We start from the raw sequence: 15,626 nt of genomic DNA on the forward strand, positions 1-15,626 counted from the left end.
ACGCATGAACAACGCAGTGAACGACGCGGTCTGGTCCGGCAGCTGGGTCGCCGAGCGACTCGGGGTCGAGCTCCGCGGCGACGACGGGCTGCCGGCCCTGCTGGGCCTCGCCCTGCGCCGCAACCCCAAGCGGGCCCACCTGCTGGTCTCCAACGTCCTCGGCAAGCACGTACCGCAGGCGCCCTCGGTGGTGTACGGCCACGGGGTGCGGCTCGGCCGGCGGGTGGCGGAGCGGCTCGGCGGGGAGGCGGCCCGCGCGGTCGTCCTCGGCTACGCGGAGACCGCGACGGGACTCGGGCACGCCGTGGCCGACGGCCTCGGCACGGCGCCGTACCTCCACTCCACACGGCGGCCGGTCGCCCAGGTCGCCGCCGCGGGCGGGTTCGAGGAGTCGCACTCCCACGCGACCTCCCACCTGCTGCTGCCTGCCGACCCCGCACTGCTGGCGGGCGACGGGCCGTTGGTGCTGGTGGACGACGAGTTCTCCACCGGGAACACGGTGTTGAACACCATCCGTGACCTGCACGCGCGGTATCCGCGCCGCCGGTACGTGGTGGCGGCGCTCGTGGACATGCGGTCGGCCGGGGACACCGCGCGGATGGCGCGGTTCGCCGAGGAGATCGGGGCACGGGTGGACCTGGTCGCCGCGGCCTCGGGCACGGTGCTGCTCCCGGAAGACGTGCTGGAGAAGGGGCGGGAGCTGGTGGCCCGCCACGAGTGTGCCGGGCCCGGGCCGCACGCGCGGCCGGACGCCGCGCACCGCGCTCCCGTGACGGTGGACCTGGGCTGGCCCGCCGGCCTCCCCGACGGGGGCCGGCACGGGTTCACCCCCGCCCACCGCGCCCGTCTCGAAGCCGCCCTGCCCGCCATGGCCGAGCGGATCGCGAAGGCGCTTCCCGCCGGGGCCCGGCGGGTGCTGGTCCTCGGCTCCGAGGAGCTGATGTACGCCCCGCTCCGGCTCGCCCACCAGCTGGAGCGGACCGTGACGGCCGAGGTGCGCTTCTCGACCACCACGCGCTCGCCCGTGCTCGCGGTGGACGACCCGGGATACGCCATCCGCAGCCGCCTGGTCTTCCCGGCGCACGACGACCCGGCCGACGGGCCCGGCGAGCGGTACGCCTACAACGTCGCGGGCGCCGGCTTCGACGCCGTCGTCGCGGTCGTCGACTCGGCCGGCGACACCCCCGCGCTGCACGCGCCCGACGGACTGCTGGCGCGGCTCGCGGCGCAGGTGCCGCACGTACTGCTCGCGGTCGTCCCCTCCTACGTCCCCGCGCCCCCGCGCGCTCCCGAAAGGCCGGCCATGCTGCCCGAGCCCCTCCGCGGCCCCGCGTTCTCCTCGTACGCCCCCGAGGAGGTCGGCTGGCTGCTCCAGGACCTCTCGGAGGTCGCCCTGGAGGCGCCGACCGAGGAGCGGGAGGAGGCCGTCCAGAACGGCGGGGCGCACTACGCCGAGTCGCTGCCCGTGGAGTACCAGCCCAGCGCCCGCTACCAGGAGCTGTTCCACGCGGCCCTGGACGCCTCGGCCGCACGGATCGCCCGGGCCGTCGGCGTGGTGACCGAGACCGTCCTCGGCGAGCGGTCGCCGCGCCCGGTGCTGGTGTCGCTGGCCCGCGCCGGAACCCCGGTCGGCGTGCTGATGCGCCGCTGGGCCGCGTTCCGGCACGGCCTCGAACTCCCGCACTACGCCGTGTCGATCGTGCGCGGGCGGGGCATCGACGCCAACGCGCTGCGCTGGCTGGCCGCCCACCACGACCCCCGGGACGTGGTGTTCGTCGACGGCTGGACCGGCAAGGGCGCCATCACCCGCGAACTCGCCGCGGCCGTCGAGGAGTTCGCCCGCAAGACGGGCGTCACCGGCTTCGACCCGCAGATCGCCGTGCTCGCCGACCCGGGTTCCTGCGTGCGCACCTACGGCACCCGCGAGGACTTCCTCATCCCCTCCGCCTGCCTCAACTCGACCGTCTCCGGGCTGATCTCCCGTACGGTCCTGCGCGCCGACCTGGTCGGCCCGGACGACTTCCACGGCGCCAAGTTCTACCGCGAACTCGCCGGCGCCGATGTCTCGGTGGCCTTCCTCGACGCCGTCGCCGCCCGCTTCCCGGAGGTCGCCGACACCGTGGACGAGGCGGTCAAGGAGCTGTCGGCCGAGGACCGCACCCCGACCTGGGCGGGCTGGCGGGCCGTGGAGCGGATCAGCGAGGAGTACGGCATCCACGACGTGAACCTCGTCAAGCCCGGCGTCGGCGAGACCACCCGGGTGCTGCTGCGCCGGGTGCCCTGGAAGATCCTCGCGCGCGCGGGCGCCGGCCGCGACTTGGACCATGTCCGGCTGCTCGCCCGGCAGCGCGGGGTACCGGTCGAGGAGGTCGCCGAACTGCCCTACAGCTGCGTCGGGTTGATCCACCCCAAGTACACGCGCGGGGCCACCGGGGCCGACGGCAGGGCGGTGAACGTCTGATGCCGGTGCTGGTGGCGAGCGATCTCGACCGTACGCTGATCTACTCCTCGGCGGCTCTCGCGCTGACCATGCCGGACGCGCGGGCCCCCCGGCTGCTGTGCGTCGAGGTGCACGAGAGCAAGCCGCTGTCGTACATGACGGAGACGGCGGCGCGGCTGCTGACCGACCTCGCGGACCGGGCCGTGTTCGTGCCGGCCACGACCCGGACCCGCAAGCAGTACCAGCGCGTCAACCTGCCCGGCCCGCAACCCGGGTACGCGATCTGCGCCAACGGCGGCCATCTGCTGGTCGACGGGGTCACCGACCGCGACTGGCACGCCCGGGTGCTGGCCCGGCTCGCCGAGGAGTGCGCGCCCCTGACGGAGGTCCGGGACCATCTGACGCGCACCGCCGACCCGGTGTGGCTGCGCCGGCAGCGGGTCGCCGAGGACCTGTTCGCCTACCTCGTGGTCGAGCGCGAACTGCTGCCCGAGGAGTGGGTGAAGGAGCTGACGGCCTGGGCGGACGACCGCGGCTGGACGGTCTCCCTCCAGGGCCGCAAGCTCTACGTCGTGCCCGGGCCGCTCACCAAGAGCGCCGCGCTGCGCGAGGTGGCCCGCCGTACCGGCGCCGGCCTCACCCTGGCGGCGGGCGACTCCCTGCTGGACGCCGACCTCCTCCTGGCCGCCGACCAGGGCTGGCGTCCGGGCCACGGCGAACTGGCGGACACCGGCTGGTCGGCCCCGGGGATCAGCGCGCTGCCGGAGCGGGGAGTCCTCGCGGGCGAACGAATCCTGGGCGAATTCCTGAAGGCGACGCGCGCCGCGACCCTCTAGACAGGGCCGGCGTACGGGCGGCTAGCCGCAGCAGCCGCCGCCGCAGCAGCCCCCGCCCTGGGGCGCCGGGGCGGCGGAGCCCGCGGTACCGCCCACCGCGACCGTGGACAGCAGCTTGACCGTGTCCTCGTGCCCGGCGGGGCACACCGCGGGCGCCGCCGACTCGGACATCGGCCGGCTCAGTTCGAACGTGTCGCCGCAGCTGCGGCAGCGGTACTCGTAGCGAGGCATGAGGTCAGGGTAACCGGGGCGCCCAGGGAGGCGTCTCAATGTTTGATGAGTGTTGGGATACACCCGACACTCGTGCGGAGGAATCGAAAACTTCGCTGATAACTTGTGAACGCCGTTGCGAGGACGCTCAGCTCACCGCGCGAGCAAGAGCGAGTGCGGAGGGGAGACGCATAGTGACCGATGCGTCGCAGGGGGAGGGCCGTTCCGAGGCGGGCGGCGGCGACGAGCAGCCGCTCGACTCCGACAGGACCCTGCATCTGAGAGTGGAGGGCCTGCGGGCCGACGAGACCATGCAGCTGCGCGTGCCCGCGCGGCCCGAGCCGTCCCCGGCGGGCGGCCGGGCCGAGCGCCGGCGCAGCACCCGGCCCTCGGGGAAGGAACGCGTCGGAGGCGCGGCCGCCCGCGTGCTGGGGCCGCTCGCCCCCTACGCGCGCCGCCTCAAGCCGGCCTACCCGCGTCCCGGACGGACCGGCTGGCGGCGCTGGGTGCCCTCCTGGCGGCAGTGGCTGGGCGGCGTCCTGACCTCGTTCGGCCTGCTCGGCGCCTTCCTGGTGACCGCGTACGCGGTCACCGACATACCCTCCGACCTGAACACGTACGCGACCCAGCAGGACAACGTCTACTTCTGGTCCGACGGCACCCCGATGGCCCGCACGGGATGGGTGCAGCGGCAGGCGATGCCGCTCAAGGACATACCCCCGGACGTCCGCTGGGCGGTCCTCGCGGCGGAGAACGAGACCTTCTACTCGGACCCCGGCATATCCGTGAAGGGCATCAGCCGGGCGCTGTTCCGCACCGTGGGCGAGGGGGACACCCAGGGCGGCTCCACCATCACCCAGCAGTACGTCAAGAACGTCTACCTCAACCAGAACCAGACGGTCAGCCGCAAGTTCACCGAGGCGATGATCTCCCTCAAGCTCGACAACAAGATGAGCAAGGACAAGATCCTGGAGGGCTACCTCAACACCAGCTGGTTCGGCCGCGGCACCTACGGCATCCAGCGCGCCGCCCAGGCCTACTACGGCAAGGACGTCAGCGAACTCAACGTCTCCGAGGCCGCGATGCTCGCCGGACTGCTCAAGGGCGCCGGGCTGTTCGACCCCACCCTGAGCAAGGCCAACCACCAGCGGGCCGTGGAGCGCTGGTCCTGGATCCTCGACCGCATGGTCAAGATCCACAAGCTGACGCCGCAGGAGCGCGCCAAGTACACGACGTTCCCCGAGCCGCTGAAGTCCAACCCGCTGTACAACACCGGCGAGCAGAGCGACTACCTGGTGGAGCTGGCGTCTCAGTACGCCAAGAAGGCCGCCCATCTGACCGACCAGCAGTTCGACCTGGGCGGCTACCAGATCTACACCACGTTCGACCGCAAGCGGGAGAACGCGCTCACCGACGCCGTCACCAAGGCCCGCAAGCAGGCGAAGCAGGACAACCCCGACGCCGCGAAGAACGGCCACTACGGCGCCGCCTCCGTCGCCACCGACGGCCGGATCCTCGCGGTCTACGGCGGCCCCGACCACCGTACCCAGGGCTACAACGAGTCCAACGCGACCACCGTCCCCGCCGGTTCCGCGTTCCTGCCCTTCGTCTACGCCGCCGGGCTCGAACACGGCGTTCACAAGACGCGCGGCGGACCCGCCACCCCCGTCACCCCCGACAGCGTCTACGACGGCGACGACGGCGTCCCCGTGACCACCCCCGAGGGCCCCTACTGGGACCGCAGCGGCAAGAAGGTCGCGGCACACAACGACGGCAACAGGTCCTATGGGAAGATCACCCTGCGCGAGGCCCTCGCCAAGTCGGTGAACACCCCGTTCATGCAGCTCGGCATGGACACCGGCCTCGCCCAGGTACGGCAGACCGCCCAGGCCGCCGGACTGCTGTCCTCCAGCATCGGCCCCCAGGTGCCCGCCCTGTCCCTCGGCAGCTCCACCCCCAGCGCCATCCGGATGGCCAGCGGATACGCCACCTTCGCCGCCGACGGCACCCACACGGAGCCCTACTCGGTCAGCCGCATCACCCGCAACGGCGCCCCCGTCGCCCTCGCCACCCCGCACCCGGCCCGCGCGGTCGGCCCCGAGGTGGCCAAGGACGTCGACCAGGCACTCACCGACTCCTTCCGCGCGGCCCACCCGGACGTGACCAAGCCGGGCCTGTCGGGGAAGGCCGGCACCGCGGACAAGGACACCGCCGCCTGGTACGCCGGTACGGACGACTCCGTGTCGACGGCGGTCGTCCTCTACCGCATCGATCTGGCGAAGTCCCTGGAGCCACTGCCGCTGAAGGGCCTCGCGGGCAGCTCGCCGGACAACGTGCCCTACCGCCTCTGGTCGGCCGCCATGGGTCTGGACTGACCGCCCGGACCCCCGACCCCCCTCGTCCCCTGGGAGATTGAGCCGCGCATGTCCCGCAAGAAGTCACCGAAAGGCCGGCGTCGCGCCCCCGGCCGCCGCCGCGTCCCCGCCGCCACCCGCCCGCAGGTCATCACCCTCGCCGCGTTCCTCGTCGTGGCCTCCCTGGTGGCCGGCTACCTCGCCCTGAGCCGCCCGGACGACACCACGCCGACCGCCGCCTCCGGCAAGGGCGCCGGCACCGCCGCCCCCAAACCCTCCGCGACCGCGAAGTGGGACGGCAAGACGCACGTCCTCGGCGACGGCTCCACCTCCTACACCGGTCCGCAGCAGGGCACGCTGAAGCCCGTGCCGCTCAAGCCCGGCGAGAAGCCGCCCCAGTTCGTCGTCTTCTCCTGGGACGGCGCCCTGGAGGGCGACGACCACCTCTTCTCGCACTACCGGGAGATGGCCAAGGAGTACAACGCCCACATGACCTTCTTCCTCACCGGCATCTACCTGCTGCCCAAGAGCAAGAAGGACCTCTACCACGGGCCGATGCACCAGCCCGGCGACGCCGCCATCGACTACCCCACCGACGAGCACATCCGCACCACCCTGGAACAGCTCCGCCTCGCCTACGAGCAGGGCAACGACATCGGCACCCACTTCAACGGCCACTTCTGCGAGGCGAAGGGCGGCGGCGACTGGAGTGTCGACCAGTGGAAGAGCGAGATCGACCAGTTCTACTCCTTCGTGGAGAACTGGAAGACCAACACCGGCTACAAGGACATCCCGCCGCTGCCCTTCGACTTCAAGCAGGAGGTCGCCGGCGGCCGCGCGCCCTGCCTGGAGGGCCAGCCCAACCTCCTGAAGGCCATCAAGAGCTACGGCTGGCGCTACGATGCCAGCTCCCCGGGCGACTTCCAGATATGGCCCACCAAGAAGAACGGCGTCTGGGACTTCCCGCTGCAGATGCTCCCGTACGAGAACGGCAAGTTCCAGGGCCTGTCCATGGACTTCAACTTCCTCTACAACCAGTCCGGCGGCGAGACCGACGGCGACCCCGCCAAGTACCCGCAGTGGCTCCAGCAGACCGTCGACTCCTACATGGCCGGCTTCAACCGCGTCTACTACGGCAGCCGCGCCCCGCTGTTCATCGGCAACCACTTCGAGCACTGGAACGGCAGCATCTACATGAAGGCCATCGACCAGATCATCCCGAAGATGTGCACCAAAAAGGGCGTCAAATGCGTGTCGTTCAAGGAGCTGGCCGACTGGATGGACGTCCAGAAGCCGTCCACCCTCGCCGCGCTGCGCAGCCTCGACCCCGCCCAGTCCCCGGACTGGTCCACGGTCGTCAAGTGACGTAAACGCAGGCCGGGTTCCGCTTGTGCAACCCCCTTCACATCCGCCGCGCGCGGCATGCGAAGATGCCCCATCCCGGTAGGTCTACCGGAACAGAGGGGAACATCATTGAAGTCGAGAAAACTGAGCCGTAAGCGGCGTCGTGCCACCGTCGTCGGCGCCTCGGCCGCCGCCGTGGTCGCCGGCGTTGCGCTCATACCCAACTGGAGCGCGGGCGCGGCCGTCACCGACGACCCGACCGTGGACGCGTCCACCAAGGCGACCTTCCAGAAGCTCGCCGACGCGGTCTTCACCGACCGCACCCAGGCCCTGGTGGACGGCTCCACCGGCGCCCACACCCGCCACACCGCGGGCTTCTCCGGTTCCGTCCGCCTCTCCGGCGGCCAGACCCGCGAGCAGTCCTCCGCCCTCGGCAAGCTGCGCGCCCGTAAGACCCTCCTCGCCAAGCTGGGCGAGAAGTACAGCGCCGGCGACACCAAGGTGACGCTCGACGCCACCGAGGTGCACGGCCGCAGCGCCAAGGTCGCCGTCACCGAGACCACGACGCTGACCTACAAGAAGGGCACCGTCCCGGCCAAGGGCCCGAAGACCACCGGGTTCCAGGCCCACCACGAGCTGACCTTCAAGGCCGGCCGGCACGGCGACTGGCAGCTCACCGGCATCCACGACACCGACGACGGCTACCTCGCCGTCAACCAGGTCGAACCGCCGGCCACCTCGTCAAAGCCGACCACCCCGCCCACCGGCGGCACCTCGCCGTCGCACCCCGCGCCGTCCACCGGCGGCACCTCGCCGTCGCCTGCCACGTCGCCCGCGGGCACCCCGTCGTCGCTCTCCGACGCCGGCCCGACGGACGCGCCCCGCGCGGCCACCAGCTACCCCGCGCCGGCCAACCCCAAGCAGCTCACCGGGGGCGCCTACGACTACAAGGCGATGGTCGCCTACGCGCAGAAGTACTGGAACCACTACAACCCGGACTACCCCGACTACAACGGTGCGGGCGCCGGCGGAGACTGCACCAACTTCGTCAGCCAGGTGCTGAAGGCCGGCGGCTGGAAGCACGTCCCCGGCTACACCGACGACTACACCAAGTGGTTCGGCAACGCCGACATCCAGTCCGACTCGTTCGTCGGCGTCAACGAGTTCTCCTGGTTCGCGCTGTCCTCCAAGCGCGTCACCCCGCTCGCCAACGTCTACCAGGCGGACCTCGGTGACGTGATCCAGATGGACTTCAACCGGGACGGGTCCAAGGACCACTCCATGGTCGTCACCTACCGCAACGGCTCCGGCGTGCCGTACGTGACCTACCACTCCACCAACACCTACAACAGGTCGGTGGCCAGCCTGGTCGCGTCGTACCCGACCGCGTACTTCTACGCCTACCGCACCTGAGCGGAACGGCCGCCCGGGGGCGCCGGCACGGGCACCCCGGGCGGCCGCACGCGCCGCGGCGCGGGCTACACCGACCCGCGCGGATCGTTCCCCGTGTCCCGCGCGTCCTTCGCGCCGGGCCACGGCATGGTCACCGGCGGCGTACCGGTCTCGTGCTCCCGCCCCGGGGGCTCACCGCCCTCCGAGTGCCGGGCCCGCCAGTACGGATTGTCGTGCGGCAGCGCGTGACCGACCCGGCCGTACATGCCGAAGGTCATCAGCAGCAGCCCCACCACGAAGCTGAACAGCACGTTCGGGATCCGGAACGCGAGGAAGTTCTGCGGCGTGTCCAGCAGGGCCAGGAACAGGAACCCGTTCAGCAGGAACAGGATGCCCAGCACCATGTTCAGCGTGGACGCGATGTTCCCGCCGATCACCATGCCGACCAGCAGCAGCGCCCCGATGCAGATCGACAGCACGCTCAGGGTGCCGTTGGTGTTCAGCCCGGCGACCGTGGCGCCGCCGATGTCGAAGAAGCCGATGTGGTTGATCAGGCCCAGAATGCCGAAGACGACGAGGAACGCGCCGATCAGCCCCGCGCCGATCCGGTACACCAGGTTCAGCCGGTGATCGGTCGGCAGATGCTGGTCGAACTGGATCCGCCGCTTCGGCCTCGTGTGCACTGCGTGTGTGGCCATATCCGCCCCCTTAGGCGCTAGCGGAGGCCATCCATCCCAAAACGGTCCATATCAATATCCGCCCGATCCGGGTACCCCGGCAACACGTCGCCCCACCGCCGGCCCCCTCAGTGCGCGAGACCCCCGCGCTCTTCGCGGATCCGGGCCACCACCGAGGCGACCGCCTGCCGCACCGCGTCCGCCTCGGTGAGGAAGTGCCAGTAGTCCGGATGCCGGCCGCCCTCCAGCGTGCCGATCGCCCGCTCCAGCCGGGCCACCGCCTCGTCCAGCGGCCGGGCATGACGCGGATCCGGCGTCGTACGGCCCGACATCGCCAGCCGCTGCGCGTCCCGGATCGCGAACCGGGTCTTCTCGATCTCCGCCTGCGGATCCTTCTGCACCGCGTTCAGCCTGGTCAGCCGGTCACCGGCGGCCGAGACGGCGTCATCGGTCGCATTCAGCAGCGCCCGCACTGTCGACAGCAGCGAGGTGGCGTCCGCCCAGCGCTGGGCGTCCCGCGCCGACTGCGCCTCCCGCAGCTTCCGCTCCGCCTGCCCCACGTTCTCCACCGCCTGCGCCGGCACCTGCTGGAGGTCCTGCCAGCACGCGGCCGAGAACCGCCGGCGCAACTCGCTGAGCACCGGCTCGACCTGCCCCGCACGCGTGGTCAGCGCCTGGGCCCGGGTCCGCAGCGACACCAGCCGGTGATCGATCTCGGCCGCCTGCTCCGGCAGCCGCTCCGCCTCGGCCCGGATCGCCCCGGCCTCCCGCTGCACCCGCTCGGCCCGCTCCACCGTCTGCCGCACCCCGTGCCGGCCCGCGCCCTCGTTCAGCTTGGTCAGCTCCGGCGCCAGCGCGGCCAGCCGCCCCGCCAGGTCGTCGGCGCGCAGCCCCTGCTCCCGGACGCCGTCCAACGCGTTGCTCGCCGCCAGCAGCGCCTGCCGCGCCCGCTCCACGGCCGGCGCCACCCGCGCCAGCTGCGTCTCCGCCGACCCCAGCAGCGGACCGAGCGAGGCACCGAACCGGTCCAGCTCCTGCTTGACCCGCACCAGCTCGTCCCGCGCCGCCGTCAGCTCACCGCGCGCCCGCGCCGCCGCCCCGGCCTCCAGATCCGCCCGGTCCAGGTCATGCGCGTCCACCGCCTGGATGTACCGCCGGCTGGCCTCGTCGATCCGCGCGCCCAGCGACTCGAAGTCCGAGACCGCACGCCGCGCCGCGGGCGTGTCGTCCACCGCCGTGATGGTCTCGACGGAGATCCGCAGGTCCCGCTGCGCGGTGTCCAGCTCGTAGAACGCGGCCGCCGCCGCGTCCTTCGCCGCCTGCGCCTCGGCCCGCTGACTCTCCGCCCGGCCGCCGAACCAGCGCCGGGTACCGCCCCCGGCGAACGCCCCCGGCAACGCGAGCGCGACCAGCACCGGCAGACCCATCAGTGCGAGCGTGTCCCGCAGGGCCGCGGCCCCGCGCGCACCCGCCCCGCCCGGCCGCCGTGTGCGCCGGGTCCGTGCGAGGGACGACGGAGGGTACGGCTGTGTCACTGGCGTGCCCGGTCTCGCCGTCACATCCCTCTCCCGTGCTGTGGTCCGCTGGGGGTGCCATTCTCCCACCCGGTACGGACGAAAACACGGGCCGGTCAGTTCGCGGTGCGCACCGTGACCTTCCCGTTGGCGGAGCCCGCGGTCACCCGGTGCGCGCTGGCGGAGTCCCGGGGCACGGACACATGCACGCCCCCGTTGTGGGACGTCGCCTTGACGTGGTAGGCGGCGCGGGGCAGCACGACCGTCAGACTCCCGTTGTCGCTGCCGGTGTCCACGCTGTCCGGTACGCGGCTGAGCCTGAGGTCCACCGAGCCGTTGTCCACGCGGGCCCGCACCCGGGTGGAGGCGACGTCCGCGTGCACCGGGCCGTTGCCGGAGCTCAGGTCCAGCGGGCCGGTCGTGTCGGTGATGCGCACGCCGCCGTTGGCGGTACGGACGGCGAGCGGGTCGGCGAACCCGCGCGCCCGCACGTCCCCGTTGCCGTCCACCACCCGGACCCCGATGCCCGCGGGCACCTCGACCCGGTACCGGGCGGAGCAGTCGGCGACGAGCCCCGAGCAGTGCATCCGCAGCACCAGCCGGTCGTCCTTGAACGCCCAGCTCACCCTCGGCTTGCCGCCGACGAGCACGGACCCGTCGAACCACCGCGTCACCGCGACGTTCCGCCCCTCGCCCCGGCCGCCGACGATCTCCAGCCCCGAGTCGTCCGAATCGACGGTGAGCGTGTGGCCCCGCACGGCGAAGGACCGGTGCTCCGGATGCCTGTCCTTCCCGGCCGACGCCCCGCACCCGCTCACCGCCAGCACCACTGCCCCGGCCAGCGCACCCCCGGCCACGGCCCGCATCCGCACCCTGCGACTCATCACGAACTCCCCCCGAATCAGGTCTCCCACGACCGTAGAACCCCCCACCGCCCCGGCCCATCCGGGACGCTCCCGGAGACGGGGTGGGGATAACCCCCGGTCGCCCCTGGTTTCCGTTCGTTCGGGTTTGCCGTGCACCGCCCGCGGCAAGGTAGGCTGTCGACTCGACCTGGGCGACGCCCGGGCGCGGGTGCGTAGCTCAGTGGTAGAGCGCCTGCCTTACAAGCAGGATGTCGGCGGTTCGAAACCGTCCGCGCCCACCGCGGAAGCAGAGCCCCCGGCCGTATACGGCCGGGGGCTTTTCTGTTCAGGCGGGTCGGGGGGCCGGTCGCCGGGGGGTGAAGGCGGTGGCCAGGAGGGCCAGCGCCGAGGTGTAGGTCAGCATGACCAGGACGCCTCGGCCGGGGAAGTCGAGGCCGGCGGCGCCGAGGCCCACCAGGGAGTCGGAGGCGACGAAGACGAGGCCGCCCCACAGGGCCCGCGGGCCGAGGACCCGGGCGGTCAGGGCCATGGTGAGCAGGGCCAGGGCGTAGACGGCGACCGCGCAGCCCAGGGCCGGGCCGAGCGCGGGGGCGAGGGCGGCGACGGCGCCGACCCAGACGGCGAGGTGCGCGGCGCAGACGAGGCGGCGGGGCCGCAGGTGGCCGAGGGCGCCGGCCCGGAGGAACGCCGAGATCCAGCAGAGCTGGGCGCCCAGGAAGAACGCGAGGCCGGCGGCGAAGGCGGCGGTGCCGGGCAGCAGCAGGGCCACGTCCCCGGCGGTGGCGAGGAGGAGGCCGGCCAGGACCGGGGCGTGCCGGGTGCCGGTGCGGCGCCACAGGTGCAGGGCGAGGACGGGGGCCAGCAGGGGTTTCGCGATCCACTCCAGGACCGGCCACCCCGCCGCCACGCCGGCGATGTCCGAGGCGGCCAGGGCGGCGAAGAGCAGGATCAGCGGCGGTACCGCCGCTCCCGCGGGCCGCCCGCCCGGCGCCACCGGTGCCGGCCCGGTGGAACTCCCCTGGTCCGGCGGGGTGTCGACCGCCTCGCTCGATATCCGTCCCTCGGTCATGGCGATCAGGGTGGGGCTGTCGGGGGCAGTGGTCAACTGGTTGGACCAGATCGGTTACGACTGTTCCCCGGCCGGTTCCTCGTGGGCGTGCTTCAGTTCGCTGCGGGCCTGCATGCGCTGGTCGGCCGCGACCTCGGCCCAGAAGCGGTGGGTGCTGATGAAGACGGCGAGTTCGTGCTCGCGGCGGCGGAGCTTCTCCACCTCGGCCTGTTCGTCGGCCGTCCAGCCCGGGGAGGCGGGGCGCTCCACCTTGCGCCAGCCGTTGTCGTCGCTGAAGCCGTCCATCGGCTCGACCGACCAGGGAAGCCGCCTGAGCAGGGCCGACAGCTCGGCCCGGACCTGATGCAGCTCCTCCTGACCGGCGAGGAGGTCACTGGGGAATTCATAGGTCGTAGCCACACGGCAATGCTACGCCTGTTCGATTTACCGTCGCGAGTTCGGCCGTGAGGTTCAGCCGAACGGGCGTTTCAGGCTGTGGTGAGGACGACCAGTTGCCGGGTCGCCCGGGTCATGGCCACATAGCGGTCCACCGCGCCCTCGATTCCCTCGCCGAACCGCTGCGGGTCGACCACGACGACCAGGTCGAACTCCAGCCCCTTCGCGAGTCCGGGGGAGAGGGAGCGGACCCGGGACGTCCGGGGGCGGAAGGCGGGGGCGCCGATCACGCAGGCGGTGCCCTCCGGGTGGCCGGCCTGCCAGGTGTCGAGGATCGTGGCCAGGTCCGAGGCGGGGCCGCGGAGCACCGGCAGCCCGTTGCCGCGGATCGAGGTCGGCACGTTGGCGTCCGGGAGCGCGGCCCGGACGACCGGCTCGGCCTCCGCCATGATCTCCCGTGGCGTGCGGTAGTTGACCGTCAGGGCGGTCAGCTCGATCCGGTCGAAGCCGACCCGCTCCAGCCGTTCCCGCCAGGACTCCGTGAACCCGTGCCGGGCCTGCGCGCGGTCCCCGACGATGGTGAAGCTGCGCGACGGGCACCTCGACAGCAGCATCTGCCACTCCGCGTCGGTCAGCTCCTGCGCCTCGTCCACCACGATGTGCGCGAACGGCCCCGCCAGCGCGTCCGGTTCGAGGGCGGGCACGGCCGACTCGTCGACCAGCGCGTCCCGCAGGTCCTGTCCGCGCAGCATGGTCACCGCGCCCTCGCCGTCGTCGTCCGCCGCCAGCACGTTGTCGATCACGGCGGCCATGCGGGCGCGCTGCGCGGCGACGGCCGCCTTGCGCCGCCGTTCGCGCACCGCCGCCCGGGGGTCGCCGAGCCGTTGCCGCGCCGCGTCCAGGAACGGCAGGTCGGACACCGTCCACGCCCGGGGGTCCGTGCGCCGCAGCCGTCGTACCTCCTCGGGGGTGAGCCAGGGCGCGCACAGCCGCAGGTACGCGGGCACCGTCCACAGGTCTCCGACCAGGTCGGCCGCCTCCAGCAGGGGCCAGGCGCGGTCGAAGGCGGCGCGTAGTTCCCGGTCGCCTTCCAGCGACCGGCGCAGCGTCTGCGCGGGGACCTCGCCGTCGTGTCCGCCGGCCAGGACGTCGAGCAGTTCCTCCCAGACCTGCTCGCGCGCCTCGTTGTGCGGGGTGCCCGGTTCCGCCGCGTCGAACGCCGTCTCCCAGTCGGCGGCGGTCACGTCGAGGTCGCCCCAGTCGGTGGTGAGCGTCAGCGGCTCGGTGGGCGGCTCCTCGTAGAAGCGCACGGCCCGCTCGATCGCCCCGACCAGCCGCGCGGACGACTTCAGCCGGGCCGTCTCCGGGTCGGGTTCGGGCCGTGCCGTGGCGCCCTCGGCGACGAGGTCGCGCAGGACGCAGGTGCGCACGCCGTCCTCGCCGAGGCTCGGCAGGACGTCGGAGACGTAGGCGAGGTAGGGGCGGTGCGGGCCGACGAACAGCACCCCGCCGCGCCGGTGGCCGAGGCGCGGGTCGGAGTGGAGGAGGTAGGCGGAGCGGTGCAGGGCGACGACCGTCTTGCCGGTGCCGGGGCCGCCGTCGACGACGAGCGCGCCGCGCGAGCCGGCCCGGATGATGGCGTCCTGGTCGGCCTGGATGGTGCCGAGCACGTCGCGCATCCGGGGCGAGCGGTTGCCGCCGAGGCTCGCGATGAACGCGGACTGGTCGTCCAGCGCGGCGTGCCCGGCGAGGGCGTCCGGGACGAAGACCTCGTCCCAGTAGTCGGCGACGCGGCCCTGCGTCCAGCGGTACCGGCGGCGGCTGGCCAGCCCCATGGGGTTGCCGTGGGTGGCGCCGAAGAACGGCCGCGCGGCCGGGGTGCGCCAGTCGAGCAGCAGCCGGCGGCCGGTGCTGTCCGTGAGTCCGAGCCGGCCGATGTACACCGGCTCGTCGGGGTGGTCCGCGTCGACCATGCGGCCCAGGCAGAGGTCGAGGCCGAAGCGGCGCAGGGTGCGCAGCCGGGCGGTCAGGCGGTGGATCTCGGCGTCGCGGTCCAGTGCCTGGCGGCCCAGGCCGCCGGGGGACCTGCGTTCCTTGTCGAGCTGGTCCTCGACCTCGGCGATCGTCTGCTCCAGGCACTCGGCGATCGCCGTGAAGTGGTGCTCGTCGGCGCTGATCAGGGCGGGGTCGGCTTTGGCGGAGAGGCGGGCGGGGAGGGCGAAGGCGGAGGTGGGCAAGGGGCTCCGATCGGGAGGGCGCGGGTGGTGGGTGGTGGGTGGTCGGGGGAGGGGGTGGGGTCGCCGGTCGAGGGGCGGGTCGTGGGGTGGGGGCCCGCCCCGTGCGGTGGGGCGGGCGTGTTCGGGTGGCGGGGCGCCCGGTGCGGCGGGGCGGGTGGCGGCGCGGGGCCGGGTTCGTTCGCGGGGCCGGTCACCCGGCGGGCGCGCGGACCCCGGCGCCGTCCTCGCGCGGCCGCACCGCGGGGCGCGCCGGTGGCCGGACGTCTCCGCGTGATCCGTACGCCGACGGCACGACGCGCACTCTCAGGGCCC

At 73.0% G+C, this 15,626-nt stretch carries 12 protein-coding genes and 1 tRNA gene; 6 read left to right on the forward strand and 7 right to left on the reverse strand.

Going from position 1 to position 15,626, the window contains the following annotated elements:
• The first annotated feature begins 4 nt into the window (after positions 1–4).
• Complete coding sequence (locus HZZ00_RS06240) at positions 5–2,461, forward strand: phosphoribosyltransferase (RefSeq protein WP_180331268.1); 2,457 nt, start codon at positions 5–7, stop codon at positions 2,459–2,461.
• The gene (locus tag HZZ00_RS06245; RefSeq protein ID WP_180331269.1) at positions 2,461–3,276 is read left to right on the forward strand and encodes an HAD family hydrolase; all 816 of its coding nucleotides are present in this window, start codon (positions 2,461–2,463) and stop codon (positions 3,274–3,276) included. The genes HZZ00_RS06240 and HZZ00_RS06245 overlap by 1 nt, the downstream gene beginning before the upstream one ends.
• A gap of 21 nt (positions 3,277–3,297) precedes the next feature.
• Here the strand turns inward: HZZ00_RS06245 and HZZ00_RS06250 are convergent, their stop codons facing one another.
• On the reverse strand, positions 3,298–3,507 hold the full coding sequence (locus tag HZZ00_RS06250) for a zinc ribbon domain-containing protein (RefSeq protein ID WP_070027611.1): 210 nt from the start codon (positions 3,505–3,507) through the stop codon (positions 3,298–3,300).
• A 170-nt stretch (positions 3,508–3,677) separates the two neighbouring features.
• On the opposite strand from HZZ00_RS06250, the gene HZZ00_RS06255 reads away from it, so the two are divergent.
• The 3 genes from HZZ00_RS06255 to HZZ00_RS06265 all read left to right on the forward strand — a co-directional run bounded on the left by HZZ00_RS06255 (position 3,678) and on the right by HZZ00_RS06265 (position 8,597).
• On the forward strand, positions 3,678–5,861 hold the full coding sequence (locus HZZ00_RS06255) for a transglycosylase domain-containing protein (RefSeq protein ID WP_374028544.1): 2,184 nt from the start codon (positions 3,678–3,680) through the stop codon (positions 5,859–5,861).
• A gap of 48 nt (positions 5,862–5,909) precedes the next feature.
• The gene (locus HZZ00_RS06260; RefSeq protein ID WP_180331270.1) at positions 5,910–7,205 is read left to right on the forward strand and encodes a hypothetical protein; all 1,296 of its coding nucleotides are present in this window, start codon (positions 5,910–5,912) and stop codon (positions 7,203–7,205) included.
• Positions 7,206–7,313: 108 nt separating this feature from the next.
• Positions 7,314–8,597 carry an amidase domain-containing protein gene (locus tag HZZ00_RS06265; RefSeq protein ID WP_257585680.1) on the forward strand — a complete coding sequence of 428 codons (1,284 nt, stop codon included), beginning with the start codon at positions 7,314–7,316 and terminating at the stop codon, positions 8,595–8,597.
• 65 nt (positions 8,598–8,662) lie between these two features.
• On the opposite strand, the gene HZZ00_RS06270 is transcribed toward HZZ00_RS06265, so the two are convergent.
• From HZZ00_RS06270 to HZZ00_RS06280, 3 genes are all read right to left on the reverse strand, one after another.
• Positions 8,663–9,274 (reverse strand): DUF4383 domain-containing protein, encoded by a 612-nt coding sequence (locus HZZ00_RS06270; protein WP_180331272.1) that lies wholly within the window; start codon positions 9,272–9,274, stop codon positions 8,663–8,665.
• 107 nt (positions 9,275–9,381) lie between these two features.
• Complete coding sequence (locus HZZ00_RS06275) at positions 9,382–10,812, reverse strand: hypothetical protein (RefSeq protein WP_180331273.1); 1,431 nt, start codon at positions 10,810–10,812, stop codon at positions 9,382–9,384.
• A 71-nt stretch (positions 10,813–10,883) separates the two neighbouring features.
• Positions 10,884–11,651, reverse strand: a complete 768-nt coding sequence (locus HZZ00_RS06280; protein ID WP_180331274.1) for a DUF4097 family beta strand repeat-containing protein — start codon at positions 11,649–11,651, stop codon at positions 10,884–10,886.
• A gap of 188 nt (positions 11,652–11,839) precedes the next feature.
• On the opposite strand from HZZ00_RS06280, the gene HZZ00_RS06285 reads away from it, so the two are divergent.
• Positions 11,840–11,911 (forward strand) — tRNA-Val (locus HZZ00_RS06285).
• A 47-nt stretch (positions 11,912–11,958) separates the two neighbouring features.
• Here HZZ00_RS06285 and HZZ00_RS06290 read toward each other — a convergent pair.
• The 3 genes from HZZ00_RS06290 to helR form a co-directional block, all read right to left on the reverse strand.
• Entirely contained in the window at positions 11,959–12,702 is a 744-nt protein-coding gene (locus tag HZZ00_RS06290) for a lysoplasmalogenase family protein (RefSeq protein ID WP_180331275.1), read from the reverse strand.
• Between the two features lie 54 nt (positions 12,703–12,756).
• Positions 12,757–13,101, reverse strand: coding sequence for a hypothetical protein (locus HZZ00_RS06295; protein ID WP_070027607.1), 345 nt, complete (start codon positions 13,099–13,101; stop codon positions 12,757–12,759).
• Between the two features lie 68 nt (positions 13,102–13,169).
• Positions 13,170–15,314, reverse strand: coding sequence for an RNA polymerase recycling motor ATPase HelR (helR, locus tag HZZ00_RS06300; RefSeq protein WP_180331276.1), 2,145 nt, complete (start codon positions 15,312–15,314; stop codon positions 13,170–13,172).
• Positions 15,315–15,626: the final 312 nt, after the last annotated feature.

The organism is Streptomyces sp. NEAU-sy36 (assembly GCF_013423905.1).
Classification (GTDB): domain Bacteria; phylum Actinomycetota; class Actinomycetes; order Streptomycetales; family Streptomycetaceae; genus Streptomyces; species Streptomyces misionensis.

Coding starts and splice junctions, on each gene's coding strand:
- HZZ00_RS06245 (WP_180331269.1), top strand. CDS start 2,461: ATGCCGGTGCTGGTGGCGAGCGATCTCGACCGTACGCTGATCTACTCC.
- HZZ00_RS06240 (WP_180331268.1), top strand. CDS start 5: ATGAACAACGCAGTGAACGACGCGGTCTGGTCCGGCAGCTGGGTCGCC.
- HZZ00_RS06290 (WP_180331275.1), bottom strand. CDS start 12,702: ATGACCGAGGGACGGATATCGAGCGAGGCGGTCGACACCCCGCCGGAC.
- HZZ00_RS06280 (WP_180331274.1), bottom strand. CDS start 11,651: ATGAGTCGCAGGGTGCGGATGCGGGCCGTGGCCGGGGGTGCGCTGGCC.
- HZZ00_RS06260 (WP_180331270.1), top strand. CDS start 5,910: ATGTCCCGCAAGAAGTCACCGAAAGGCCGGCGTCGCGCCCCCGGCCGC.
- HZZ00_RS06250 (WP_070027611.1), bottom strand. CDS start 3,507: ATGCCTCGCTACGAGTACCGCTGCCGCAGCTGCGGCGACACGTTCGAA.
- HZZ00_RS06270 (WP_180331272.1), bottom strand. CDS start 9,274: ATGGCCACACACGCAGTGCACACGAGGCCGAAGCGGCGGATCCAGTTC.